Source organism: Paraburkholderia sediminicola (genome assembly GCF_046026675.1).
Classification (GTDB): Bacteria; Pseudomonadota; Gammaproteobacteria; order Burkholderiales; family Burkholderiaceae; genus Paraburkholderia; species Paraburkholderia sediminicola_F.
Genome location: NZ_JAQQEY010000001.1, coordinates 251955 through 278125, shown reverse-complemented (window position 1 = coordinate 278125; position 26171 = coordinate 251955). Strand labels below are relative to the sequence as shown.

The 26171-nt window shown below is 62.2% G+C and carries 25 protein-coding genes; 20 read left to right on the top strand and 5 right to left on the bottom strand.

Annotation, left to right across the window (positions count from 1 at the left end; all coding sequences use genetic code 11):
• Nucleotides 1-21 precede the first annotated feature (21 nt).
• Entirely contained in the window at nucleotides 22-1092 is a 1071-nt protein-coding gene (locus PQQ86_RS01170; protein ID WP_408264275.1) for an MBL fold metallo-hydrolase, read from the bottom strand.
• A 188-nt stretch (nucleotides 1093-1280) separates the two neighbouring features.
• On the opposite strand from PQQ86_RS01170, the gene PQQ86_RS39745 reads away from it, so the two are divergent.
• The 12 genes from PQQ86_RS39745 to bioB all read left to right on the top strand — a co-directional run bounded on the left by PQQ86_RS39745 (nucleotide 1281) and on the right by bioB (nucleotide 15590).
• The gene (locus PQQ86_RS39745) at nucleotides 1281-1685 is read left to right on the top strand and encodes a MerR family transcriptional regulator (protein ID WP_459252421.1); all 405 of its coding nucleotides are present in this window, start codon (nucleotides 1281-1283) and stop codon (nucleotides 1683-1685) included.
• An 86-nt stretch (nucleotides 1686-1771) separates the two neighbouring features.
• Nucleotides 1772-3601, top strand: coding sequence for a bifunctional isocitrate dehydrogenase kinase/phosphatase (gene aceK, locus PQQ86_RS01150; RefSeq protein ID WP_408264273.1), 1830 nt, complete (start codon nucleotides 1772-1774; stop codon nucleotides 3599-3601).
• A 94-nt stretch (nucleotides 3602-3695) separates the two neighbouring features.
• Nucleotides 3696-4472, top strand: a complete 777-nt coding sequence (gene can, locus PQQ86_RS01145; protein WP_408264271.1) for a carbonate dehydratase — start codon at nucleotides 3696-3698, stop codon at nucleotides 4470-4472.
• 7 nt (nucleotides 4473-4479) lie between these two features.
• Nucleotides 4480-5688, top strand: coding sequence for an acetyl-CoA C-acetyltransferase (locus PQQ86_RS01140; protein WP_408264269.1), 1209 nt, complete (start codon nucleotides 4480-4482; stop codon nucleotides 5686-5688).
• Between the two features lie 39 nt (nucleotides 5689-5727).
• Nucleotides 5728-6405, top strand: a complete 678-nt coding sequence (locus PQQ86_RS01135) for an SDR family oxidoreductase (protein WP_408264267.1) — start codon at nucleotides 5728-5730, stop codon at nucleotides 6403-6405.
• Nucleotides 6406-6453: 48 nt separating this feature from the next.
• Complete coding sequence (locus PQQ86_RS01130) at nucleotides 6454-7584, top strand: acyl-CoA dehydrogenase family protein (protein WP_408264265.1); 1131 nt, start codon at nucleotides 6454-6456, stop codon at nucleotides 7582-7584.
• Between the two features lie 7 nt (nucleotides 7585-7591).
• On the top strand, nucleotides 7592-8041 hold the full coding sequence (locus PQQ86_RS01125; RefSeq protein ID WP_408264263.1) for a YchJ family protein: 450 nt from the start codon (nucleotides 7592-7594) through the stop codon (nucleotides 8039-8041).
• Nucleotides 8042-8628: 587 nt separating this feature from the next.
• Complete coding sequence (locus PQQ86_RS01120; RefSeq protein WP_408264262.1) at nucleotides 8629-9909, top strand: dienelactone hydrolase family protein; 1281 nt, start codon at nucleotides 8629-8631, stop codon at nucleotides 9907-9909.
• Between the two features lie 1290 nt (nucleotides 9910-11199).
• The gene (gene bioA / locus PQQ86_RS01115; protein ID WP_408264260.1) at nucleotides 11200-12549 is read left to right on the top strand and encodes an adenosylmethionine--8-amino-7-oxononanoate transaminase; all 1350 of its coding nucleotides are present in this window, start codon (nucleotides 11200-11202) and stop codon (nucleotides 12547-12549) included.
• Nucleotides 12549-13733 (top strand): 8-amino-7-oxononanoate synthase, encoded by a 1185-nt coding sequence (gene bioF / locus PQQ86_RS01110; RefSeq protein WP_408264258.1) that lies wholly within the window; start codon nucleotides 12549-12551, stop codon nucleotides 13731-13733. The genes bioA and bioF overlap by 1 nt, the downstream gene beginning before the upstream one ends.
• A complete protein-coding gene (gene bioD / locus PQQ86_RS01105) occupies nucleotides 13733-14461 on the top strand; it encodes a dethiobiotin synthase (RefSeq protein WP_408270003.1) in 729 nt (242 codons plus the stop codon). The genes bioF and bioD overlap by 1 nt, the downstream gene beginning before the upstream one ends.
• 34 nt (nucleotides 14462-14495) lie before the next feature.
• Nucleotides 14496-15590 (top strand): biotin synthase BioB, encoded by a 1095-nt coding sequence (gene bioB / locus PQQ86_RS01100; protein ID WP_408264256.1) that lies wholly within the window; start codon nucleotides 14496-14498, stop codon nucleotides 15588-15590.
• A 93-nt stretch (nucleotides 15591-15683) separates the two neighbouring features.
• Here the strand turns inward: bioB and PQQ86_RS01095 are convergent, their stop codons facing one another.
• Both PQQ86_RS01095 and PQQ86_RS01090 read right to left on the bottom strand, forming a co-directional pair.
• Nucleotides 15684-16709, bottom strand: a complete 1026-nt coding sequence (locus tag PQQ86_RS01095; RefSeq protein WP_408264255.1) for a sulfate ABC transporter substrate-binding protein — start codon at nucleotides 16707-16709, stop codon at nucleotides 15684-15686.
• Between the two features lie 122 nt (nucleotides 16710-16831).
• Nucleotides 16832-17434, bottom strand: a complete 603-nt coding sequence (locus PQQ86_RS01090; protein WP_408264253.1) for an RBBP9/YdeN family alpha/beta hydrolase — start codon at nucleotides 17432-17434, stop codon at nucleotides 16832-16834.
• A 290-nt stretch (nucleotides 17435-17724) separates the two neighbouring features.
• Here PQQ86_RS01090 and PQQ86_RS01085 point away from each other — a divergent pair, with 290 nt between their 5' ends.
• The 6 genes from PQQ86_RS01085 (at nucleotide 17725) to PQQ86_RS01060 (ending at nucleotide 22035) form a co-directional block, all read left to right on the top strand.
• A complete protein-coding gene (locus tag PQQ86_RS01085) occupies nucleotides 17725-18666 on the top strand; it encodes a 2-hydroxyacid dehydrogenase (RefSeq protein WP_408264251.1) in 942 nt (313 codons plus the stop codon).
• A gap of 223 nt (nucleotides 18667-18889) precedes the next feature.
• Nucleotides 18890-19816, top strand: coding sequence for a hydroxymethylglutaryl-CoA lyase (locus PQQ86_RS01080; protein WP_408264249.1), 927 nt, complete (start codon nucleotides 18890-18892; stop codon nucleotides 19814-19816).
• Nucleotides 19817-19882: 66 nt separating this feature from the next.
• Nucleotides 19883-20404 (top strand): YbaK/EbsC family protein, encoded by a 522-nt coding sequence (locus PQQ86_RS01075; protein ID WP_408264248.1) that lies wholly within the window; start codon nucleotides 19883-19885, stop codon nucleotides 20402-20404.
• A 4-nt stretch (nucleotides 20405-20408) separates the two neighbouring features.
• Nucleotides 20409-20636 (top strand): DUF1289 domain-containing protein, encoded by a 228-nt coding sequence (locus tag PQQ86_RS01070; RefSeq protein WP_408264246.1) that lies wholly within the window; start codon nucleotides 20409-20411, stop codon nucleotides 20634-20636.
• Nucleotides 20633-21118: a MaoC family dehydratase gene (locus PQQ86_RS01065; RefSeq protein WP_408264244.1), complete on the top strand. Its 486-nt coding sequence runs from the start codon at nucleotides 20633-20635 to the stop codon at nucleotides 21116-21118. Before PQQ86_RS01070 ends, PQQ86_RS01065 begins: the two co-directional genes overlap by 4 nt.
• The gene (locus PQQ86_RS01060) at nucleotides 21115-22035 is read left to right on the top strand and encodes an MBL fold metallo-hydrolase (RefSeq protein WP_408264243.1); all 921 of its coding nucleotides are present in this window, start codon (nucleotides 21115-21117) and stop codon (nucleotides 22033-22035) included. The genes PQQ86_RS01065 and PQQ86_RS01060 overlap by 4 nt, the downstream gene beginning before the upstream one ends.
• A 342-nt stretch (nucleotides 22036-22377) precedes the next feature.
• On the opposite strand, the gene PQQ86_RS01055 is transcribed toward PQQ86_RS01060, so the two are convergent.
• Nucleotides 22378-23277, bottom strand: coding sequence for a DMT family transporter (locus tag PQQ86_RS01055; RefSeq protein WP_408264241.1), 900 nt, complete (start codon nucleotides 23275-23277; stop codon nucleotides 22378-22380).
• 114 nt (nucleotides 23278-23391) lie between these two features.
• On the opposite strand from PQQ86_RS01055, the gene PQQ86_RS01050 reads away from it, so the two are divergent.
• On the top strand, nucleotides 23392-23862 hold the full coding sequence (locus tag PQQ86_RS01050; RefSeq protein WP_408264239.1) for an Lrp/AsnC family transcriptional regulator: 471 nt from the start codon (nucleotides 23392-23394) through the stop codon (nucleotides 23860-23862).
• Between the two features lie 75 nt (nucleotides 23863-23937).
• Here PQQ86_RS01050 and PQQ86_RS01045 read toward each other — a convergent pair whose 3' ends face one another.
• Nucleotides 23938-24828, bottom strand: a complete 891-nt coding sequence (locus PQQ86_RS01045; protein ID WP_408264238.1) for an alpha/beta fold hydrolase — start codon at nucleotides 24826-24828, stop codon at nucleotides 23938-23940.
• A gap of 323 nt (nucleotides 24829-25151) precedes the next feature.
• On the opposite strand from PQQ86_RS01045, the gene PQQ86_RS01040 reads away from it, so the two are divergent.
• The gene (locus PQQ86_RS01040) at nucleotides 25152-26111 is read left to right on the top strand and encodes an NAD(P)H-dependent flavin oxidoreductase (protein ID WP_408264236.1); all 960 of its coding nucleotides are present in this window, start codon (nucleotides 25152-25154) and stop codon (nucleotides 26109-26111) included.
• The last annotated feature ends 60 nt before the right edge of the window (nucleotides 26112-26171 follow it).

The window sequence follows — 26171 nt, the reverse complement described above, 5'->3', positions numbered from 1 at the left end:
CGTATCAACCTGTCGACGCAATCACGCCGAAAACCGGATCACCCCATCCGCATCGTGCGTGCGCTTCAACTCACCCGCGAGCCACAGCAGATGCAAGTGCGCCAACGCCTCGCCCATCGCGAACGTCATCTGATGGATGTCGAGTTGACGCTTGAACATCAACGGCACGATATCCGCGGCGCTCTGCGGCTTCTCCGCACAGGCCTCGCGCACTTCAGCCAGACGCGCGTCATGATGCTCCCGCAATTGCTTGATGCGCGTACGCACGCCGCGAAACGGCTTGCCATGCGACGGCAGCACGAGCGTGTCTTCAGGCATCGTCTCGTAGCGGCCGAGCGATTCCAGATACAGCGCGAGCGGCGTGCCTTCCGGCTCCATGTCGAACACCGAGACGTTGGTCGAAATGCGCGGCAGCACCATGTCGCCGGAGATCAGCGTCCCCGTCTCTTCGCAATGCAACGCGCAGTGTTCCGGCGAATGGCCGAAGCCCGTTACCACGCGCCACGTCTTGCCGCCGATCTTCACGCCATCGCCTTCGCGCAGGCGGCGGTACTGCCCAGGAATCGCCGGCACGAGGCTCGAGTAGTAGCTCGTGCGATTGCGCAGCTTATCGAGCGACGCCTCATCGTTCAAGCCGTGACGCGCAAAATGGCGCGCCGCGCCCTCGCCGCCCGCATTCGAACCGTCGCCAGCCGCCATCACGCGGGCCTGCATGTATTCGCCAAGCGTCATCCACAAGCGCACGTCCCAGCGTTTCTTGTCTCCGCCGCTGCAAATCCAGTGCGCAAGGCCGATGTGATCCGGGTGGCAATGCGTGACGATCACGCGCAACACCGGCAGGCCGTCGAGCACCGAGTCGAACAGTTTCTCCCAGTTCTCCTTGATCGTGTCCGACGTAATACCGCAGTCGACTACCGTCCAGCCTTGTTGACCATCGATCTCATCGCGTAGCAGCCACAGATTGATGTGGTCGAGTGCGAATGGCAGCGGCATGCGCAGCCAGAACACGCCGGGCGCGACTTCCATCGTCTGGCCCGCTTCGGGCAGGGTGTCCTTGAACGGGTAATCGAGTTGATGTTCGAGTGCATTCATTGTGGTTGTCTTCCTCCGTCGGCCATCCGGCATGGCGAGGTATGCGATGCCGGACGGCGTGGTTGCGGCCCGGCCGGGACATGCCGGTGCCGTATTGCGCCGTAGTTGCGTTTCGATCAAGTTGACGATAACGTAAACGTCGATTCTATCGTTCAATCCGATTTTCTGCCCGGCTACGGGATGCCCCGATGAACACGCAATACACGATCACCGAACTCGCGCGGGAATTCGACGTCACGCCGCGGGCGATCCGCTTCTACGAAGACCAGGGTTTACTCTCGCCCAGCCGTGAGGGATCGAGCGGCTTGCGGCGCGTCTATTCGGGCCGCGATCGAACCCGCCTGAAGCTCACGCTGCGCGGCAAGCGGCTCGGCTTCACGTTGTCGGAGATCCGCGATCTGCTCGACGTCTACGAGTCGCCGACCGACACCGTACCGCAATTGCACGCCTTCCTTGCCACGGTGGCACGCCATCGCGACGTGCTCGAACGTCAACTGGACGATCTGAACGCAACGCTCGAAGACCTCGCGCAGTACGAAACCCAGGCGCGCGCGCTGCTGGAGAACGGTTCACGCGAGACCAGATCCGCCTGAGCGGAGAACGGCGCGACGCGCCGCGGGTGCACCCGGACGATACAATCACGGGTGTCTTCACGACATGGGACGAATGCACGGCCGATATGAATCACTTTCCCAAACTGCTGTCGTCACAGATCGGCTTTGACGTCGCCCAGACGATGCTCGAAGGATTCGACCGGCACTACCGCATCTTCCGTGACGCCGCGATCCATGCCAAGACGCTCTTCGAAGCCGCCGACTGGCATGGCCTGCAAACGCTGGCGCGCGAGCGCATCACCTCGTATGACGATCGCGTCGAGGAATGCGTCGAACTGCTCGAAGACGAATACGACGCCGAGAATATCGACGACGAAGTGTGGCAGCAGATCAAGCTCCACTACATCGGCCTCCTGACCACGCATCGCCAGCCCGAGTGCGCGGAGACGTTCTTCAATTCGGTGTGCTGCAAGATCCTGCACCGTTCGTATTTCAACAACGACTTCATTTTCGTGCGCCCGGCGATCTCGACCGAATACATCGAGAACGACGAACCGGCGGCGAAGCCGACCTACCGTGCGTATTACCCCGGCAAGGACGGTCTTGCCGCGACGCTCGAGCGCATCGTCACGAACTTCCAGCTGGAGCCGCCGTTTGAGGATCTGACGCGCGATGTCGAATGTGTCATGCGGTCGATCCACGACGCGTTCGGCGTATTCGACGAAGCGCCCAACTTCCAGATTCACGTGCTCTCGTCGCTGTTCTATCGGAACAAGTCGGCGTATATCGTTGGGCGGATCATCAACGGCGACCTGCTGCTGCCATTCGCAGTGCCGCTGCGCCATGTGAAGCCCGGCGTGCTCGCGCTCGATACGGTGCTGCTCAAACGCGACCAGTTGCTGATCATCTTCAGCTTCTCGCATTCGTACTTCCTCGTGGACATGGAAGTGCCCTCCGCTTACGTCGAATTTCTCGGCACGATCATGCAGGGCAAACCGAAGGCGGAAATCTATACGTCGGTGGGTTTGCAGAAGCAGGGCAAGAATCTGTTCTATCGCGATCTGCTGCACCATCTGAAGCATTCCAGCGATCCGTTCATCATCGCGCCCGGCATCAAGGGGCTCGTGATGCTGGTGTTCACGCTACCGTCGTTTCCGTACGTATTCAAGCTGATCAAGGACCATTTTCCGCCGCCGAAGGAAACCACGCGCGAGCAGATCAAGCGAAAGTATCAGCTCGTCAAGCGTCATGACCGGTTGGGCCGCATGGCCGACACACTCGAATATTCGAGCGTCGCGCTGCCCATTTCGCGGCTCGACGATGCGCTGTTGCGCGAACTCGAAAAGGAAGTGTCATCCTTGATCGAATACGACGGCGACAACCTGGTGATTCGTCACATGTATATCGAACGCCGGATGGTGCCGCTCAATCTGTTCCTGCAAAACGGCAGCGATGACGACGTCGAGCACGGCATCAAGGAATACGGCAACGCGATCAAGGAATTGATGCAGGCGAACATCTTCCCTGGCGACATGCTGTACAAGAACTTCGGTGTGACGCGTCACGGCCGCGTCGTGTTCTACGACTACGATGAAATCGAATACCTGACGGAATGCAACGTGCGCGCGGTGCCGGCGCCACGTAACGACGAAGACGAAATGTCGGGCGAGCCGTGGTATTCGGTCGGCCCGCACGACATTTTCCCGGAGACATACGGCACGTTTCTGCTCGGCGATCCACGCGTGCGCCGGTCCTTCATGCAGCATCACGCGGACTTCTTCGATCCAGCGCTGTGGCAACGGCACAAGGATCATCTATTGAAAGGCGAACTGCCCGACTTTTTCCCGTACGACAGCAGCGTGCGCTTCTGCATCCGCTATCCGGAACGATTCGCTGATACGGCGTCCAGACCAGCGGAGAACCAGGCAGATGAACGCACCGTGCGCGTGGCGTAAGCATCATGCCCCGCTCGCATCGTTGAATGCATCGTCCGAACCTTACGCAATGACATCGACCGGTCAATCGGTCGAGCAACCGCCCAGACTCAACATGAACACGAACGCTTCTCCCGCTGCCAATCCGCTTGCCCATCTGTTCGACAACAACGACGCGTGGGTGGCCCGCAAGCTGTCCGAAGATCCGGAGTACTTCTCGCGCCTCGCGCACCAGCAGACACCCGAGTATCTGTGGATCGGCTGCTCCGATTCGCGCGTGCCGGCCAACCAGATCATCGGCCTGCCGCCAGGCGAAGTGTTCGTGCACAGAAATATCGCCAATGTGGTGGTGCATACGGATCTGAACTGCCTGTCGGTGATCCAGTTCGCTGTCGATCTGCTGAAGGTCAAGCACATCATGGTGGTGGGGCACTATGGCTGCTCAGGTGTTGGCGCGGCGCTGCACGGCCGCCGCGTGGGTCTGGCGGATAACTGGCTGCATCACGTGCAGGACGTGCGCACCAAGCATGCCGCGCTGATCGAAGAATGGCCGCTCGGCGAGGCGCGCCATCGGCGGCTGGTCGAACTGAACGCGATCGAACAGGTCATGAACGTATGCCGGACCACCATCATCAACGACGCGTGGGCACGTGGCCAGGAACTCACGGTGCACGGCTGGGTGTATGGCGTCCATGACGGCAAGGTGCGCGACCTCGGCATGACAATCAACGACCCCGCGGCACTCGATGCAACCTACAAGCGCTGCATCGCGGCCGTATCGGCCGGTGGTGCGTACCAGGCAGACAACGATGCAGCGGCCGCCGATGCGGCCCAGCTCGGCGACGTGCCGGCCATCGTCGAAGGTGTGATCAAAGAACTTAAGCATGAATGAAACCCGCATGAGTGAGGCAAACATGAGCGAGACAAAGTCAGATCCGATCGTGATCGTAGGTGTGGCCCGTACGCCGATGGCGGCATTTCAGGGCGATTTCACAACGCTAACCGCGCCGCAGTTGGGCTCGGTTGCAATCGAAGCCGCCGTGCAACGCGCCGGGTTGAAGCCCGAACAGATCGACGAAGTGGTGATGGGTTGCGTGCTGCCCGCCGGCCTCGGCCAGGCGCCCGCGCGGCAGGCCGCACTCGGCGCCGGCTTGCCGTTGAGCACCGGCAGCACGACCGTCAACAAGATGTGCGGCTCCGGCATGCGCGCGGCGATGTTCGCGCACGACATGCTGGCCGCGGGCTCGGTCGACGTGATCGTCGCGGGCGGCATGGAGAGCATGACGAACGCGCCATATCTTTTGCCGAAAGCGCGTAACGGCATGCGCATGGGCCACGGCCAAGTGATCGACCACATGTTCTACGACGGTCTCGAAGACGCCTACGAAAAAGGCCGTTTGATGGGCTCCTTCGCCGAGGAATGCGCAGCCTCGTTCGACTTCACGCGCGAAGCGCAGGATGCGTTCGCCATCGAGTCCCTGAATCGCGCGAAGCGCGCGAATGAAGACGGCTCGTTCGCATGGGAAATCGCGCCGGTGAAGGTGGAAAGCCGCAAGGGCGACGTGACCATCGATCACGACGAGCAGCCGTTCAAGGCGAACCTCGACAAGATTCCGACACTCAAACCCGCGTTCAGCAAAACCGGCACCTTGACGGCAGCGAACTCGTCATCGATTTCCGATGGTGCCGCAGCGCTTGTGATGATGCGTGAATCGACCGCGAAGCGTCTCGGCGTCGAACCGCTTGCTCGCGTGGTTGGCCACTCCACCTTCGCCCAGGAACCGGCGAAGTTCACCACCGCGCCGGTCGGTGCGATTCGCAAGCTATTCGAGAAGAACGGCTGGCGCGCCGACGAAGTGGATCTGTACGAGGTCAATGAGGCGTTCGCGGTGGTCACCATGGCCGCAATGAAGGAACATCACCTGCCGCACGACAAGGTCAACGTGAACGGCGGCGCCTGCGCACTGGGCCATCCGATCGGCGCTTCGGGCGCGCGGATTCTCGTCACCTTGATCGGCGCGTTGAAAAATCGCGGTCTGAAGCGCGGTGTCGCGACGCTGTGCATCGGCGGCGGCGAAGCGACCGCGATGGGCATTGAACTGGTTTGACGCGCTGTTACCAGACGTTTGCAAGCTTGAGGTGATTCGATGAAGACAGTGTTGATCGTCGGTGCATCGCGCGGCATCGGCCAGGAGTTCGTGCGGCAGTACATGAAGAGCGGCTGGCGCGTGCTCGCCACCGCACGCGACGGCGCCGCGCTCGACGCGCTGAAGGCACTCGGCGCGGAGACTTTTTCACTCGACGTCACCGCACCTGATGAAATCGCCGCGTTCGGCTGGAAGCTCGACGGCGAACGGCTCGACGCAGCGGTGCTGGTGTCCGGCGTGTACGGCCCACGCACCGAGGACATCGAGACGATTACGGCGGAAGACTTCGACCAGGTCATGCATACCAACGTGCGCGGTCCGATGCAGTTGATGCCGATCCTGCTGCCGCTCGTCGAAGAAACGGGCGGCGTGTTCGCGGTGATTTCGAGCAAGATGGGTAGCATCGGCGACGCAAGCGGCACAACCGGCTGGCTGTATCGGGCGAGCAAGGCTGCGCTGAACGACGCGCTGAAGATCGCATCGCTGGACGCCACGCGCGCAACCTGTATTTCGCTGCATCCTGGCTGGGTGCGTACAGACATGGGTGGCGCGCAAGCGGCGATCGATCCGGCGCGCAGCGTCACCGGCATGCGTGAGGTGCTCGCGCAGGCCGCAGCCGCACATGAAACATTCAACGGCCGCTTCTACCAATACGACGGCACGGCGCTCGACTGGTGAAGATAGTGGCGAAGAGACAGGTGGGGAGACTAATGAGGAGACCGAGCCATGGTGCTTGACCAGGATCATCTGATGGTCCGCGACGCGGTGCGCACGTTCGTCCGCGAAGCCGTTACGCCGCATGCGGCGCAATGGGACCGCGACCGCACCTTTCCGAAGGACGTGCATCGCCAGCTCGCCGAGCTTGGCGCGTACGGCGTGCTGGTGCCCGAAGCTTACGGCGGCGCCGGCATGGACGCACTGGCGCTCGCGCTGATCCTCGAAGAAATCGCTGCGGGCGATGGCGGCACCTCGACCGCGATCTCCGTCAATAACTGCCCGGTGTGCAGCATCCTGCTGACCTATGGCAACGACGCGCAGAAACGCGACTGGCTCACGCCGCTCGCGCGCGGCGAGATGCTCGGCGCGTTTTGCCTGACCGAACCGCAAGCGGGTTCGGACGCCTCAGCGCTACGCACCACCGCGACACGTGATGGCGACAGCTACGTATTGAACGGCGTCAAACAGTTCATCACGAGCGGCAAGAACGGCAACGTCGCGATCGTGATGGCTGTGACCGACAAGGCAGCGGGTAAGCGCGGCATCAGCGCGTTCATCGTCCCCATCGATACGAAGGGTTACGTCGTCGCGCGAGTCGAAGAAAAGCTCGGTCAGCATTCGTCGGATACCGCGCAGATTATTTTCGAAGATTGCCGCGTGCCGGCCACGAACCTGATCGGCGCGGAAGGCGAAGGCTATCGGATTGCGCTATCGGGGCTCGAAGGCGGGCGCATTGGTATCGCGGCGCAAAGCGTCGGCATGGCGCGCGCCGCGTTCGAGGCGGCGCTGGGGTATGCGAAGGAGCGCGAGAGCTTCGGCCAGCCGCTGTTTTTGCATCAGGCCGTGCAATTCCGCCTCGCCGATATGGCGACCCAGCTCGAAGCCGCGAGGCAGTTGATCTGGCACGCCGCTTCGCTGAAAGACGCCGGGCAGCCTTGCCTGACCGAAGCCGCGATGGCCAAGCTGTTTGCATCCGAAGCCGCCGAGCGCATCTGCTCGGCAGCATTGCAGATTCACGGCGGTTACGGCTATCTGAGCGACTTCCCCGTCGAACGCATCTACCGCGATGTACGCGTGTGCCAGATCTACGAAGGCACCAGCGACATCCAGAAAATTTTGATCGCACGCGGTCTTGCCTGAAAGTCTGATGAATAAGCCATTGTTGTCAACGCAACGACCGTCCGACTGCCCCTGCGGCGGCGCCGCGCCCGATCAGCGCAGCGGCGCCAAACCGCCCCGCTTCACGCGATGCTGTGGCCGCTATATCGATGGCGGTGAAACAGCACCGCGCGCGCTCGAACTGATGCGCTCGCGTTACAGCGCGTATGTTGTGGGCGCAACGGATTATTTGCGCGCGACCTGGGCACCGCACACCTGCCCCGCGGATCTCGACGCCGACCCTGCCGCCCCCGACGCGCCGCGTTGGCTCGGACTGCAGATCAAGTCCTTCGCTGAAGTCAGCGCCGATCATGCGACCGTCGAATTCGTCGCACGATACAAAGTAGGTGGTCGCGCCCACCGGCTGCACGAACTGAGCCGCTTCATACGCGGTGTGGACGGACGCTGGCGCTATGTCAACGGTGACGTAAATGAATAAGCCGTACCTTCGAAAGCCTTACACCGCTTAGCGGCGCGCAATATCACCGTCATCACATATGGCCCTCAAACGAGGGCTTTTTTTTCGTGTTGGCTCGACACCACAGCGTGCGTATTTCGACAAATTACTTCGTGCAGCCAGGCGCTGCGACGCAGGCGCTTTTCGGCCCCCCGACGGGCGAAAGGGCCCTGATCCGCAGGCGGCAATTATTGCGTCGCGGGTTCTCCTTTATTGCACAAAACAAAATTGTCGTGCCAGGATGAGGCCGTAGGTTTGTGACGTCACGTTGCGAGAACAGGTCCATACCGCTTCCGCAAAATGCGCAGGCAGCTGCCGATAGCCCACCAGTAAGGGTTCGGCGGCGGTTCCGGGCAGCATGTGTGGCGCTCATCATCGGCGCGTGGGGTCGCGTCGGCCGTTTGGGTTCATCCCGTGCGATCTCGATCAGCGTGCGTGCGCTTGCCGCACTACGTACGCGAGTGTGTTTTTGTTTGTCGAAAACGCCGATGAAAGGCAATCGTCAGTGACGATATTCGACAGACAAAACGTCACGGTGTTAAGGGCAGGTTTTTGAGGCAGGTGCGTCAATGGTGTTCAGCAAGGTTCTGACGAAGTGTGCGGTGACGTTTGCAACGGCAATGTGCGCCGTCGCACTCGCGCATGCCGAGCCGGTCGCCGACACCCAGGCGGGGCCTCTCACTCGCGCGCACGTGCCGCGCATCGCACTCGACGACGACGTCTATCTGCCCACCGCGGGCCTCAACGAACAGATCATCCGCGTGCCGGCTAACGCTGCCGGCACCGTCACACTCGAAACCACGATCTACAAACCGGACGGCGCAGGTCCGTTTCCGATGATCGTTTTCAACCACGGCAAGATTCCCGGCGACCCTCGCACGCAGGAACGCAGCGACCCGCGGCCGTTTGCGCGCGAATTCGTGCGCCGGGGCTATGTGGTGGTGGCGCCGAACCGCCAGGGCTTCGGCCATTCGGACGGCACGTATCAGCAGGACGGCTGCGACGTCGAACGCAACGGTGTCGGCCAGGCCGGCGACGTGGCCGCGACGATCGATTTCATGTCGAAGCAGCCGTACGTGGATGCCACGCACATCGTAGTGGCCGGCACCTCGCACGGCGGTCTTGCGACGATCGCTTACGGTCCCGAGGCTGCATCGGGCGTACGGGCCTTGATCAATTTCTCGGGTGGTTTGCGGCAGGACGCGTGCGCCGACTGGCAGGGCAACCTGACGCGCGCATTCGGCGCGTATGGCGAGAAAACGAAGGTGCCGTCGCTGTGGTTGTATGGCGATAACGATTCGGTGTGGACCGCGCCGCTGGTGGCCGGCATGTATGCCGCGTATGCCGCGCACGGCGCGAGCGCGAAGATGGTGGATTTCGGCAACTACAAGAATGACGCGCATCGGCTCGTGGGCGATCGCGATGGCGTGCAGATCTGGTGGCCTGCTGTCGAGGCCTTTCTTGCGCGTGTCGGGATGCCGACGGGTGTGCAGTATCGGGTTGATGATCCTTCGGCACCGAAGGCGAGCGGTTTTGCTGCTGTTGATGCGGTTGATTCTGTTCCGTTTGTTGATGAAGCCGGACGTAATGGTTATCGCAACTTCTTGCATCAGTACCCTAGCCGGGCTTTTGCTGTGTCGGATTCGGGGGCCTGGTCGTGGGCGGAAGGTGGTGATAATCCGATGTCTGTTGCCATTGCTAATTGCCAGAAGCAGAGTTCGGCGCCTTGCCGGTTGTATGCTGTGGATAACTCCGTTGTATGGGGGAGTGGGTCTTCGCAGACGGCTGATTCCGGTTCTTCGTCAGCAGGGTCTGCTAGTGATCGGCGGGCTATTGCTAGCCGGAATTAACGATTTTGAATTGCCCTCGCGGGGGTTGTTTGGTTGCCTGCGCGGCGCTTTTTGTCTGTGTTCTTAGGGCTTTGGCCTTTCCTTGATCTGGCTTTGGTGCCTTTCCTTGATCTGGCTTTGGTGCCTTTCCTTGATTTGTTAGTGGTCTATTAGCGTTGCCCCTGTGCGGGGCGGCACTTACTTTCTTTGCCGCCGCAAAGAAAGATAAGCAAAGAAAGCGGCTCAAACCGCTCATGCTAAGTGGGCACCGTGGTCTGCAACGAGTAGTGGTGCATCTGGAATCTGGGTTCGTGCACCTGCATACGCCAGTGACAAGGGCGTCATACTTCCGGCGACGCTGCGCGCGCCGAAGCGTACTTCACAAAACCTCCCCCTACGTTTCAACTCCCCCGTTTCGCTCGGCACCACTGTTGCTATTGCATATCCAAAGGCACACGCACAGGCGCAGCTACTGCTACTGCTATTGCTACTGCTACTGCTACTGCTATTGCTACTGCTACTGCTACGGCTACGGCTACGGCTACGGCAACGGCAACGGCAACGGCAACGGCAACGGCAACGGGCATTGCAGCGCACCTACATATCATTTGAAACGGGGGTTCTCCGGAGAGTGCAGAGGTGCGTCGCCGAGGCGAAGCCGACGGCCCCCACGGACCTCAACCGAAGCCCGTGGTTTCCCATGCAGACCCGTCCGCGACGCACGCAGTGCGGAGTGGGAGCTGATGACTCCTTTGTCACTAACGCGGAGTGTGCGAGGGCACGGATTCCAGATGTACCACTACCCCAAGCAAACCACGGTGCCCACTCAGCATTAGCGGTTTGAGCTGCTTTCTCTTGCCTACTTCTCTTTGCAGCCGGCAAAGAGAAGTAGGTGCCGCCCCGCACAGGGGCAACGCCAATAGACCACTAACAAAACAAGGAAAGGCCAACACCCCAAGAACACTGACAAAAAGCGCCGCGCACGCAAAACCCCCGCCAAAAAACCGCCGCGCAGGCAGCAAACCCCAAATTCCCGCCCGTAGGGCTCAACTACTTTGACGTCGTCAACTGCGCCGATCAGCGACCTTCAGACCGAAACAGAAACCACCTGTAGCGAACAGCACCAAACCCCATCGCCGCAGGCAAAAACCACCCCCCAACCCCTAGTGCACAGCGAGAAATAAACCGCTAATCTCGACCCCGCAAGCCTCCCCAAGGCCGCGCGCAGCACAAGAAAAAACCCGCAGCGCGAATGAAATGGCCCTAAAAAAGCCAGCCGTGCAACGGCAAAAAAGCACCTCGGAGTACCTTTTGGAAAAGTCAGCATCCCCTGAAGACTGGATCACCCGCAGCCTGCGTGCCGTCTGGCACCCCTGCACCCAGATGAAACACCACGAGCGCCTGCCGCTCATCCCGGTCGCACGCGGTCAAGGCGCATGGCTCTACGATCGCGCGAACAACCGCTATCTGGACGCGATCAGCTCCTGGTGGGTCAACCTGTTCGGTCACGCCAACCCGCGCATCAACGCGGCATTGAAAGATCAACTCGATACGCTCGAACACGCAATGCTCGCCGGCTGCACGCACGAGCCAGCCATCGAACTCGCGGAGCGCCTCGGCGCACTCACCGGCAACACGCTCGGTCACGCGTTCTTCGCGTCCGATGGCGCATCGGCCGTTGAAATTGCGCTGAAGATGAGCTTCCACTCGTGGCGCAATCGTGGCTTCGCGGACAAGCAGGAATTCGTCTGCGTCGCCAACAGCTATCACGGCGAAACCATCGGCGCGCTCGGCGTCACCGATGTCGCGCTCTTCAAAGACGCCTACGATCCGCTCATCCGCAACGCGCACGTCGTCGCGTCTCCCGATGCGCGCCTCGCACAAGCAGGCGAAACTGCTGCCGACGTCGCACGCCGCGCGCTCGATCAGGTTCGCTCGTTGTTCGAAGCACGCGCCACGAAAATCTCGGCGCTGATCGTCGAGCCGCTCGTGCAATGCGCGGCCGGCATGGCGATGCACGATGCGTCGTATATCGCCGGCTTGCGCGCGCTGTGCGATCAATACGGCGTGCATCTGATCGCCGATGAAATCGCTGTCGGTTGCGGTCGCACCGGTACGTTCTTCGCTTGCGAACAAGCCGGAATCTGGCCGGACTTCCTGTGTCTGTCGAAAGGGATCAGCGGCGGCTATCTGCCGCTCTCGATCGTGTTGTCGCGCGATGAAATCTTCGACGCCTTCTACCACGACGACACTGCGCGCGGCTTTCTGCACTCGCATTCGTACACGGGCAATCCGCTCGCGTGCCGTGCGGCGCTCGCCACGCTCGATCTGTTCGTAAGTGACAACGTGCTCGCCGCAAACGTACAGAAATCCGCCAGGCTAAAGGCCGCGCTCGCTCCGCTCGCCGAACATAAGCAAGTGCGCAATCTGCGCCAGTGCGGCACGATCTTCGCGTTCGATGCAGTGATCGACGATGCTCAGCAAGCCAAAACATTCTCGCGCCGCTTCTTCGAAAACGCGTTGCAGCGCGAACTGCTGCTGCGCCCGATTTCGACCACGGTGTATCTGATGCCCCCCTACATCCTCGACGACGAAGAAATCGCGCTGCTCGCCTCGCGCACACGCGAAACTTTCGAAGCCACGCTCGCGGAGACCCGCTAATGCATCTGCTCGACACACTCACCGAAGGCCTCAAGGAAATCGACGCGCGCGGTCTGCGCCGCCGTCGTCGTACCGCTGACACGCCGTGCGCCGCGCACATGACAGTTGACGGCCGCGCGATCATCGGCTTCGCCAGCAACGACTATCTTGGCCTCGCCGCGCATCCGAAACTGATCGCCGCCATTGCTGAGGGCGCAGAGCGCTACGGCGCCGGCAGCGGCGGTTCCCATCTGCTCGGTGGCCACTCGCGCGCGCACGCGCAACTCGAAGACGATCTGGCCGAATTCGTCGGCGGCTTCGTCGACAATGCCCGCGCGCTCTACTTCAGCACCGGCTACATGGCGAATCTCGCGACGCTCACTGCGCTCGCCGGCCGCGGCACGACGCTCTTCTCCGACGCGTTGAATCACGCATCACTGATCGACGGCGCGCGCTTGTCTCGCGCTGACGTGCAGATCTATCCGCACTGCGATATGGCAGCGTTGAGCGCGATGCTCGATGCCTCGGACGCCGAAGTCAAAGTGATCGTCTCCGATACGGTATTCAGCATGGACGGCGACATCGCGCCCCTGCCGCGTCTGCTCGAACTCGCGGAACAGCATGACGCATGGCTGATCGTCGACGATGCGCACGGTTTCGGCGTGCTCGGTCCGCAAGGCCGTGGCGCGATTGCAGAAGCGGCGTTGCGCTCGCCGAATCTGATTTCAATTGGCACGCTCGGCAAGGCCGCCGGCGTGTCGGGCGCATTCGTCGTCGCTCACGAGACAGTGATCGAATGGCTCGTGCAGCGCGCGCGTCCGTACATCTTCACGACTGCGTCGGTGCCGGCTGCGGCGCATGCGGTGTCGGCGAGCCTGCGCATCATCGGTGGCGAAGAGGGCGATGCGCGCCGTGCGCATCTCCAGAAACTGATCGAACGCACGCGCGCGATGTTGAAGGCCACGCCATGGCTGCCGGTAGATTCGCACACTGCCGTGCAGCCGCTGATCATCGGCGCGAACGATGCCACGCTCGACATCGCGGCCACGCTCGATCGTGCCGGTCTCTGGGTGCCGGCGATCCGTCCGCCGACCGTGCCCGTGGGTACGTCGCGGCTGCGTATTTCGCTTTCTGCCGCGCATTCGCAAGCGGATCTGGACCGGCTCGAAGCAGGCTTCCAACAACTCGCGGCGCAGGCGGCATGATGGGCTCGAGTAAAAGCGCGCTGTCGCTATTCGTCACCGGTACCGATACGGAAATCGGCAAGACCTTCGTCTCCGCCGCGCTGCTGCGTGGCTTTGTTCGCGAAGGTCTGCAAGCCGCCGCGATGAAGCCGATTGCCGCGGGCGCGTTCGAAGTGAACGGCGTGCTGCACAACGAAGACGCCGATCAACTCGACGCCGCGTCGAGCGTCCTGCTGCCGCCGGAGATTCGCACGCCGTATCTATTGAAAGAACCGGCCGCGCCACACATCGCAGCCGCGCTGGAAAACGTCACGTTCGATATCGACCACATCGTCGATTGCCATGCGCAGGCCTTGACGCGAGCTGAGATCGTCGTGGTGGAAGGCGTCGGCGGTTTTCGCGTGCCGCTGACCGCAACGCAAGACACTGCCGACCTCGCCGTCGCGCTGAAGCTGCCGGTCGTGCTGGTGGTCGGCATGCGCCTCGGCTGCATCAGCCATGCGCTGCTCACTGCTGAAGCGATCGCAGCGCGCGACCTTACGCTCGCCGGCTGGGTGGCGAATCGCGTCGATCCGGACATGACGTTCCCTGACGAAAACATCGCTTCGATTCGCGAGCATCTTGCGCGTGAGTACGACGCACCCTTGCTCGGCATCGTGCCGCATTTGAGCCCGGCTTCGCCCGAGCTCGCGGCAGATCAACTCGACATCAACCGACTCCTGCAGACGCTGCGCCACGCGCAGCGCTGAAAACCCATTACATCCATCCTTGAGGATTGACGACATGACGCAACTGAACATCGCTCCGACGCCAGCCGACACGGCCGCCGCCAACAACAACGCTGCAGCAGGCGCCAAGCCGATGGCCAAGTGGCGCGTCGCCGACATCGTCGCGCTGTACGAACTGCCGTTCAACGACCTGATGTTCCGCGCGCAACAAACCCATCGCGAACACTTCGATGCCAACACCGTGCAACTGTCGACGTTGCTGTCGATCAAGACCGGCGGTTGCGAAGAAGATTGCGCGTACTGTCCGCAGTCGGTACATCACGACACGGGCCTGCAAGCCGACAAGCTGATGCCGGTCGATGAAGTATTGGCCGCCGCCAAGGTCGCCAAGGAAAACGGCGCGACGCGCTTCTGCATGGGCGCGGCGTGGCGCAATCCGAAGGACCGTCACCTCGAACCGATCAAGGACATGATTCGCGGCGTGAAGGCAATGGGCCTCGAAACCTGCGTGACGCTCGGCATGCTGGAAACGCATCAAGCACAAGGTCTGCGCGAAGCAGGTCTCGATTACTACAACCACAACCTCGATACATCGCCCGAGTTCTACGGACAGATCATTTCGACGCGCACCTATCAAGACCGTCTCGATACGCTGGAACGCGTGCGCGATGCGGGCATCAACGTATGCTGCGGCGGGATTGTCGGTTTGGGCGAATCGCGCCGTGAGCGCGCCGGCCTGATCGCGCAACTGGCGAACATGGAGCCGTATCCGGAATCGGTGCCGATCAACAACCTGGTGCAAGTGGAAGGCACGCCGCTGACCGGCACCGAAGCGATCGATCCGTTTGAGTTCGTCCGCACGATCGCGGTTGCACGTATCACGATGCCACGCGCGATGGTGCGTCTGTCGGCAGGCCGCGAGCAGATGGACGAAGCATTGCAGGCGTTGTGTTTCCTCGCCGGCGCGAATTCGATTTTCTACGGCGACCAGTTGCTGACCACCAGCAACCCGCAAGCCGAAGCAGACCGCAAGCTGCTCGAACGCCTTGGCATTCGCGCAGAGGCAGCGCAGCAGATGCCGTTGGATCAGAGCGGTTGCGAGCATAGCTGCGCGCATGATCAAAGCAACGCGCACGCTGCGCCGAACTAAGGAACTACGCGCACGAAGCGCGTGCGATAAATCGCACGCAATGAAAAAGGCCACCTCGTTTCCAAGGTGGCCTTTCTATTTCCAGGCAAAGATTTACTTCTTGTCGACGATGATCTGATCAAACGTCCCGCCATCGGAGAAATGCGTTTGCTGTGCTTTCTGCCAACTGCCGAACATCTCTTCGACAGTGAAGGTCTTGATCGACTTGAACTCCGACGCGTGCTTCGCGAGCACGTTCTTGTCACGCGGACGCAGATGGTGTTGCGCAATGATTTCCTGCGCGGCCGGCGACCACAGATAGTCGAGGTACGCCTGCGCTTCCTTGCGCGTGCCGCGCTTGTCGACCACCTTGTCAACGATCGACACCGGCGGCGCAGCCAGCAGGCTCACCGACGGATACACCGCTTCGAAATTGCCCGCTCCCACACCCGTGTCGATCAACGACACTTCGTTTTCGAACGTCACCAGCACATCGCCGATACCGCGTTGCGTGAACGTCGTAGTCGCTCCACGGCCGCCCGTGTCGAGAATCGGCACGTTCTTGAAGATCGCCTTTTCGAAATCGATCGCTTGCGCATCGGTGCCGCCGTGCTGCTTGCGATAACCCCATGCGGCCAGATACGCGTAGCGGCCGTTACCCGAAGTCTTCGGATTGGCGATCACCACTTGCACGCCGGGTTTGGCGAGGTCGTCCCAGTCCTTGATGTGCTTCGGGTTGCCCTTGCGCACGAGGAACACCATCGTCGTGGTATACGGAGCGCTGTCGTCCGGCAGACGCGCACGCCAGTTGGCGGGCACGAGTTGGCCCTTTTCGGCGAGCAGGTCGATGTCGTTCGGCTGGTTCATCGTCACGACGTCAGCCTGCAGCCCTTGCAGTACGGACAGCGCCTGCGCGCTCGATGCGCCATGCGACTGTCGAATCGACACGGTCTCGCCGCTCTTCTCTTTGTATGCCGTGATGAAGCCGGCGTTGATGTCCTTGTACAGCTCGCGCGTCACGTCGTACGACACGTTGAGCAGCGACGTGTCTGCGTGCGCCGTCGAGATGCCGCCGAGCGCGAGCGTCATTGCCGTCATGCCGGCTGCCAGCCAGCGCGATGTCCCCGTCTTGCCTGCCATCTTGTCCCCGCCTATCGATGATGAAAATCTGTGGCCGCACAAACGTGCAGCGTGAAGCGGGATTCTAACGGATCGCTTACTGGTTCACTCGCGCTCAACTGCGCGCTCACGACCTCCTTCACTCAAACGAACGCGTGTTGCGCGACCTCGAGCGTCTCCTCGCGAAAGCGCAGCGGCGCCGCGCAATGCACCAGCGTATCGACGAAATACTTGGCACGCGGCCACGGGCCAAATCCCGCCGCCGTGTTGATATGTCCCGCGTCGCCGAGATTGACGAATGCGCTGCCGAAACGCTGCGCGAGATCGCGCGAACCGGCAAGCGGCATCCACGGGTCGGTTTCGCTGCCGATCAGAATCGACGGCACGCCGAGACGCCGCGCGTCGAACGGTCCGGCGAAGGCGAATTTCTCCGGGCTTGCAGGTGCGACGAACAGCACGCCGACCACATCGTTCGCATACGACGCCTGCTGCAACGCGTGCGCAGTCGCGAGGCAACCGAAGCTGTGGGCGGCCAGCACGAACGGCCCGCGTTCGAGCGCGAGCAGATCGCGCAGCGACTTCGCCCAGACGGCGACGTCCGGGGCGTCCCAGTCGGCCTGTTCGACGCGCAGCGAGCGCGCGAATTGCCGTTCGAGCCAAGTTTGCCAGTGCGCGCCCTCGCTGCCGTGCAGGCCGGGAACGGTGACGAGCCGCGGCGGCCATGTCGATTTGGTGCATGAAAGCATGTCTGTCCCTCGCTGCCGGAATCCGGGAATGATTGTCCCGCCGGGCGCCGCACGGGCGAACCAAGTTTTTGTGCTTTGTTTATGGGGCAAACGCGCGGCCATGCAGCCGGGGAAATCGCACGCTCGTGCGCAAACGCGCGCGATTCGTGGCGAAAAAGTAGAATGAAGCCTATCCGTAAAAGGAGGAGGCCCATGCCGCAAGCGTCGCCTGAAGCGCCGCCGGGGTTGCAGCCGTTCTACCGGGCCTCTCCCGTCATCCGACTCGACAACGCACGCGCCTTCCGGACCGAATGAAAATCCTCTTCTACATGCCGCATTCCGACGCCGCCGCGTGGCTTCACGACTTCGCCCATGCGCTGCCGGAAGCCGATTTGCGCGAATGGCAACCGGGCGACACCGAACCAGCCGATTTCGCGGTCGTGTGGCGCCCGCCGCGGGAGATGCTGGCCGGCCGCGACGGTCTGCGCGCAATCTTCAATCTCGGCGCGGGCGTCGACGCGATCCTCGGGCTCGAACACGAGCAGCCCGGTACGTTGCCGCGCAGCGCCCAGTTGATCCGCCTCGAAGATACCGGCATGGCCCTGCAGATGGCCGAGTACGTGACGCATGCGGTGCTGCGCTACCTGCGCCGTTTCGACGAATACCAGACGCTGCAAAGCGAACGCCGCTGGGAAGTGCTCGATCCGCATCCACGCGAGACCTTCACGGTTGGCGTGCTCGGTCTCGGCGTCCTCGGTACGCATGTCGCGCAAGCCGTTGCGGCGTTCGGCATGCCGGTGCGCGGGTATAGCCGCAGTGCGCGGCAAATCGACGGCATCACGACCTTCGCCGGCGAGGCACAGTTCGATGCGTTTCTCGACGGCGTGAAAGTGCTGGTCAATCTGCTGCCGCATACGCCGGATACGGGCGACGTGCTGAACACGCGCACCTTCTCGAAGCTCGCAAAGGGTGCCTATCTGATCAACGTCGCGCGCGGCGGGCATCTGGTCGAACAGGATCTGCTCAAAGCGCTGGCAAGCGGCCAGGTCGCCGCCGCGGCGCTGGACGTGTTCCGCGAAGAACCGCTGCCGCCCGATCATCTGTTCTGGCAGGAACCGCGCATCACGATTACGCCGCATATTTCCGCGCTCACCTTGCGCGAAGAGAGCGTCGCGCAAGTCGCGCGGAAAATGACGGCGCTGATGCGTGGCGAAACGGTGAGCGGCGTGGTCGATATCGATCGTGGATACTGAACGCGGATATTGAGCAAAAATATCGAGCATGGATTTTGAACACCACCGAATTCATCTGAAGGAGCGCCGCCACGCGCAGGCTCATTGCTGGGACCGCTTTGCATGGGACCGCTTTGCATGGGACCGGAGTAATGCGCTAAAGCGCAAACTCCGGTCGACCGCTTTGCATGGGACCGGAGTAATGCGCTAAAGCGCAAACTCCGGTCGACACAGGAGAGACATCATGGCCTTGCCCCAACACGTCAAAATCGTCGAAGTCGGCCCGCGTGACGGACTGCAGAACGAGAAAGAATTCGTCCCCACCGGGATCAAGATCGAGTTGATCAACCGCTTGTCGGCGGCCGGCTTTCGCAACGTCGAAGCCGCGTCGTTCGTATCGCCGAAATGGGTGCCGCAGATGGCCGACGGCGCCGACGTGATGGCCGGCATCGAGCGCCGCGCCGGTACGATCTACTCCGTGCTGACGCCGAATCTGCGCGGTTTCGAAGGCGCACTCGCCGCGCGCGCGGACGAGATCGTGATTTTCGGCGCCGCCAGCGAAGCGTTCTCGCAGAAGAACATCAATTGCAGCATCGCGGAAAGCATCGATCGATTCGCGCCGGTCGCGCAGGCGGCAAAGGAACATGGCCTGCGGATTCGCGGCAGCGTGTCGTGTGCGCTCGGCTGTCCGTATCAAGGCGAAGTACCGGTGGCGTCGGTGGCCGATGTGGTCGAACGTTTCGCTGCGCTCGGCTGCGACGAGATCGATATCGCGGATACGATCGGCGTCGGCACGCCGAAGCGCACGCGCGAAGTGTTCGAGGCCGTCACCAGGGTGTTTCCGCGCGAACGTCTGTCGGGACACTTCCACGACACCTACGGTCAGGCGCTCGCGAACATCTACGCGGCGTTGCAGGAAGGCATCGAGATCTATCACGCGTCGGTGGCGGGGCTTGGCGGCTGCCCGTATGCGAAGGGCGCAACCGGCAATGTCGCGACCGAAGACGTGCTGTATCTGATGAACGGCCTTGGCATCGAAACCGGCATCGACCTCGCGCAAGTCGTCGCGATCGGTGATTTCATTTCGACGTCGATCGGCCGGCCCAATGTCTCGCGCGCCGGCAAGGCGTTGCTTGCCAAAGCCCGCAGCGAACAGGCCAACTGCGTTTGACGCGCGCCACTCATTTGGCCATTCATTCCCGCATACACTTCGCCAAATCATTCAGGACCCGAAACAATGACGGATCACGCTTCCATCGACTCCGACGATCTCGCCGCATTGCCTGATTCCGCACGCCGTGTCGCGCTTTTGTTGCGCGAACGCGGCCACGCCGGACGGATCGTGATGCTGCCGGAAACCGGCAAGACTTCTGCCGAAGCCGCAGCCGGCCTTGGCTGCTCCGTTGCGCAGATCGCCAAGTCGATCCTGTTTCGCCGCCGCGAAGACGACGCGCCGGTACTGGTGGTCGCGAGCGGCGCGAATCGCGTCGACGAAAAGAAGGTCGCGGCGCAAGTCGGCGAGATCGGCCGTGCGGATGCGAAATTCGTCCGCGAGAAAACGGGTTATGCGATCGGCGGTGTCTGCCCGATCGGCCACGCTACCGAACCCGTCACGCTGATCGATCTCGACCTGCTGGAACTCGACAGCCTGTGGGCCGCCGCGGGTCATCCGCATGCGGTGTTCAATCTGACGGCGCAGGAGTTGATTGCGTTGACGGGTGCGCCGGCGTTCGACGTGGCGCTGCGCGAGACGGCGTGACGCAATGACAGCGGGCATCGATAACGAAGACGACGAGGCTGCCGTGCCGTCACCGTGCATCAGCGTGTGCAGGATGGATGCCGCGACCGGTTGGTGCGAAGGCTGTTTGCGCACGATCGACGAGATTGCCAGTTGGTCGTCGTTCGACGACGACGCGAAGCGCGCCGTCTGGGACGCGATCGAGGAACGCCACGCGGAATTCATGGCCAGGCAGGCAAAGGGGCAGAGGTGAACGCCGCGCCGCGCATCGTGACGATCGGCGAGACGTTCAGCTCGACACTCGAGCTATCGGCGGAATCCGTGAAGTCCTTCGCCACGCTCGTCAACGATTTCAATCCGCTGCATCACGACGACGCCTACGCCGCGCAAAGCCGCTTCGGCGGATTGATCGCGTCCGGCACGCAACCGACCGCGTATTTCATGGCGCTACTGGCGACCTATTTTTCGACGTACGCGCAACCGCTCGGCCTCGAGTTCGATATCAAGCTGAAGAAAGCCGTTCACGCGAACGATACGTTGACGATCACGTGGCGCGTCCGCGACGCGTACTGGAAGCCAAGTCTGAACGGCGATCTGACACATCTCGAAGGAAGCGTGGTGAATCAACGCGGCGACACCATGTTGATCGGCACGTCGACAATCCTGGTGATGCCGAAACCCGAAGCGTCGGCGAATGCTGACGCGAGCACAAACCCGGACACAGGCGCACCATGATCAACCTACCGGCATCGATCCGAGTGTTCGAACGAGGCTGGCTATCGTCGAACAATGTGCTGCTGGTCGACGACGCATGTGCCGCACTCGTCGATACCGGCTACGCGACGCACGCGCCGCAAACCGTCGCGCTCGTGCGGCAAACGCTCGGCGCGCGACCGCTCGATCTGATCGTCAACACGCATCTGCATTCGGATCACTGCGGCGGCAACGCGCTGTTGCAGTCGACATGGCCCTGCCGTACCGCGATTCCCGCATCCGAAGCCGGCGCGGTGCGCGATTGGGACGAAACCCGTCTGACGTTTCGCGCCACCGGCCAGACCTGCGAGCGCTTCACCTTCACGGAGACGATCTCGCCCGGCGCGCAACTGCGGCTCGGCGCGCTCGATTGGCAAGTGCTCGGCGCACCTGGCCACGATCCGCATTCGTTGATGCTGTATTGCCCCGACGAACGCATCCTGATCAGCGCGGACGCGCTGTGGGAAAACGGTTTTGGCGTGATCTTTCCCGAACTGGAAGGTGAAAGCGGCTTCGCCGAAGAACAGGCTGTGCTCGAAACCATTGCGAAGCTCGACGTGCGGCTCGTGATTCCCGGCCATGGCTCGCCCTTCGCGAATGTCGAGCAGGCGCTGGAACGGGCGTTTTCACGCGTTGCGTGGCTACGGGCCGATCCGGCACGTAATGCGAAGAATGCGTTGAAGGTGTTGATCGTGTTCAAGCTGCTCGAAGTCCGCGCGATGAGCTTCGACACCTTGCTGCGGATGCTCGACGATGCCGCTGCGATGCGCGCGGCCGCCGCCATGCTCAAGCCGCGTGGCGAATGGTCCACATTGGTGCGCGCGATCGTCGAGGAGTTGGCGGCCAAAAAAGGGCCATTGGAGATCGATGGCGAGCGCATCGTCGCCCGCCAGGCTTGACGCGCACGGGGCTGGCGGCCGGGCGGTTGGCAGCAGGCGGTAAGCACGAAAACCGTCGCCCCAAAAAGAAAGCCGCTCGACCATCAAGGCGAGCGGCGGAAATTCTGTCGGACGTGATCAGCGTCGCTATGAATGATACGCGTGCCGGTTTTTTGACCGCATCAGTGATTTCCCTACAGAAGCTTGACACCGCCTTTTAAACCCGCATACAGACAACATTACGAAGCTTCGTAGTCACACGCGCTGAACGTCATTGGTCCGTCTATATGAACAATGCAACGCGCCGATTGCTCCGGAATCCGTAGTATTGCCGGCTGATTCATCGGCATCTCAACCATTCCCTCAGGTCGAAGACAGGCGTTTCTGCGGCACGATGCGCCAGCCGAGGTTCACGCCGGCGGCCGCGAGCAGGATCAGCACCGCACCGAGCACCTGAATCCACGCGAGTGTCTGCCCGAACGCAACCCGGTCGACGATGATCGCCACCACCGGATAGATGAACGACAACGCGCCAGTCATCGAGGTCGGCAGCTTCTGGATCGCCCCGTAGAGCAGCACGTACATGAGTCCCGTATTGACGATACCGAGCACGATCAATTCGAGCCATTGCACGCCGTTGGTCGGCAGCGCATCGAAGCGCACGAACGGCGCCAGCATCACGACGCCGAGCGACACCTGGATCAGCGCAATCAGATGCGGCGGCGTGCCCTTCAGGCGCTTCGTGATAATCGACGAGACCGCGTACATCGCCGCCGCGCCCACCGCATAGGCGACCCCGACCAGATACTGGCCCGGCACCGCCAACACCGCCGGCTCGACCTTCACCACGAACACGAGGCCGACAAACGCGACCACCAGCCAGGCCACCGTCGACGCGCTGACGCGCTCGCGAAACACCAGCGCGCCGAGCGCGACCAGCATGAACGGCTGTGTGTTGTAGACGGCGGTCGCCATCGAGATCGAAGCGCGTGAATAGGCCGCGAACAGCAGCACCCAGTTGATGACGATCGCCGCGCCGCCGAGCAGCGCGAGGCCGAGCATTTTCCACGAAAAGAGCTTGCGCCTGAACAGGCCGAGCACGGCGCACACAAGCGCCAGCGTCGCGCCGCCGAAAATACAGCGAAAGAACACCACATTGAACGGACTCTGCTGCGACGACACCACCAGCCAGCCGATGGTGCCGGACATCAGCATGGCCATGGTCATTTCCGCCGCGCCGCGGCGAATCTCATTAGACGCCATGATTCGATCCTCGAATTGATTCCTGCATGAGAAGCAGTGTAATTAATCCGATCGCCCGAATACAGGGATAAACTTAAGACTTCCAGCGAATCAACCTAATAATCGAAGGCCGTCATGACCAAACGCCTTGCTCCCACCACACCTGCAACGCTCGATGAAACCGATCGCGCGCTGCTCGCCGCGCTGGCGGCGGACGCCCGCCAGCCGGTCAGCGAACTGGCGCGCCGGGTTGGCCTCTCGGCGCCAAGTACGGCCGAACGCGTCCGCAGGCTCGAAGCGCAAGGCGTAATCGAGCGATTCACCGTGCAGATCGATCCACGCGCGCTCGGCTTCACGCTGCAGGCAATCGTGCGCGTGAAGCCCTTGCCCGGGCAGTTGCATCTGGTGGAAGACGTGATCCGGCGGATTCCGGAGTTTGTCGAATGCGACAAGGTGACGGGCGACGACTGCTTCATCTGCCGCCTCTACCTGCATTCGATCGACCAGCTCGACGAGATTCTCTCGAAGGTGACCGAGCGCGCGGAGACCAGCACCGCCATCGTCAAATCGACGCCGGTCGCGCGGCGCTTGCCGCCGCTAGGCTGAGCGGAACGCCCCGCCGCGTCGCGTCACCTCGCGCGTGAACGAGCGGCGGCAGCGTTGCGCGCTGGGCGAAGCCACTTACTGCTCGATCGCCTCGAAGAACGACAGCATTTCCGTGACCAGTTCGTCCGACGCCTCTTCAGGAATGTAATGCCCGCACGGCAATGACCGCCCGCTCACGTCCCGCGCGACGTGACGCCATTCCGCCAGCGCGTCGAAGCACTTCTCGATCACTCCCTGCTCGCCCCACAACACACGCAGCGGACAGCCGATCTTGTGGCCGCGCTCGATGTCGGCACGGTCGTGTTCAAGGTCGATGCTCGCCGACGCCCGGTAGTCCTCGCACATCGCATGCACGGCGCCGGGTTGCGCCAGCGCGCTGCGATAAGCGTCAAGCGCTTCGGGCGCGAACGGCGCGAGGCCCGCGTGACGGCTGCCCATCACCGCATCGACATACGCGGCCGGGTTCGCGCCGACCAGCGTTTCCGGCAGCGGCTCCGGCTGGATCAGGAAGAACCAGTGGAAGTAATGGGTCGCGAAGGCGCGGTCGGTGGCTTCGTACATAGCGAGTGTCGGCGCGATGTCGAGCAGCATCAAGCGCTCGACGGCGTCGGGATGATCGAGCGCCATCCGGTGCGCGACGCGGGCGCCACGATCATGGGCGCACACGAGGAATCGTTCGAAGCCGAAGTGGCGCATCACGGCGACCTGATCGGCCGCCATTGCGCGTTTGGAATACGGCGTGTGGTCGGGGTCGCTGGGCGGTTTGCCCGAGGCGCCATAGCCGCGCAAGTCGGTGACGATGACAGTGAAGTGCTCCGCCAGTTGCGCCGCGCACCGCTGCCAGATCAGATGCGACTGCGGGTGACCGTGCAACAACAGCAGGGGCGGCCCTGCCCCGCCCTTCACTCCGAAAATATCGACGTCGCCCACGGCGACACGAAAGGGCGTGAAATCCTCGAAGGCCATAGCGGGTCTCTTGTCGTTTGGGAGTCAAACCATTGTAGAAGCGCAATGTGTCGATGCGGGGTGGGATAGCCCACGCAAGCATAGAACCTGAACACTCCTTCCAACTGTTCTAAACGGACACGATGCGGCAGCTTCGCCTATAATCGAACGATCGTTCTTTAATTTTCGCGCGGTCATGGCAAACGCGTGGCAGGTGCGTGGTGGGACCGCAGCGGCAGCGCAGCCGCTGGTCAGTCTCGACGCACCATAGGCCATGGGCCGCTAAACTCACTATCGCCGGGCGCTCTACACCGCACCGGTCCGTTCATCAGGAGACTCGCACCATGGCATTGCCCGCCGTCCTGCAAAAACTCGCGCTGCCCGTCGTCGCTTCGCCGATGTTCATCGTCAGCTATCCCGAACTCGTGTTGGCTCAATGTAAGGCCGGTATCGTCGGCTCGTTCCCCGCGCTGAATGCTCGCCCGGCCGAACTGCTCGACGAATGGCTCACGCAGATTCAGGCACAGCTCGCCGAGCATAAGGCGGCTCATCCCGATGCAATCATCGGGCCGATCGCCGTCAACCAGATCGTCCATCAGTCGAATACGCGGCTCGAGCACGACGTGCGTGTGTGCGTCGAACACAAGGTGCCGATTTTCATCACCAGCCTGCGCGCTCCGGCGCGCGAAATCGTCGACGCGGTGCATAGCTACGGCGGCATCGTGCTGCACGACGTGATCAACCTGCGGCATGCGCAGAAGGCGCTGGAAGCGGGCGTCGACGGGCTGATCCTGGTGGCGTCGGGCGCCGGCGGTCATGCGGGCACCACCTCGCCGTTCGCGCTGGTCGGCGAAGTGCGGCGCATGTTCGACGGCCCGATCGTGCTGTCCGGCTCGATCGCCAACGGCGGCTCGATTCTCGCCGCGCAGGCCATGGGCGCGGACCTCGCCTATATGGGCACGCGTTTCATCGCGACCCAGGAAGCGCACGCGGTCGACAGCTATAAGCAGGCAATCGTCAATTCCACGGCCTCGGACATCATCTACACGAACCTGTTCACCGGCGTGCACGGCAACTACATCCGCGAAAGTATCCTGAACGCGGGGCTGGACCCGGAGGCGCTGCCGGAATCGGACAAGACCGCGATGAACTTCGGCAGCGACAAGGCGAAGGCGTGGAAAGATATCTGGGGCGCAGGCCAGGGCGTCGGCCTGATGGACGACGTGCCGAGCGTCGGTGAGCTGGTTCGGCGGCTGACGAAGGAATATGACGACGCGAAAGCGCGGCTGGGGATAGCGCGGTAAGTGCCTTGTTAAGGTGTTTTGCTGCGACCCTCGGTTCTGGAGCCGCAGCATGTCTGGCAC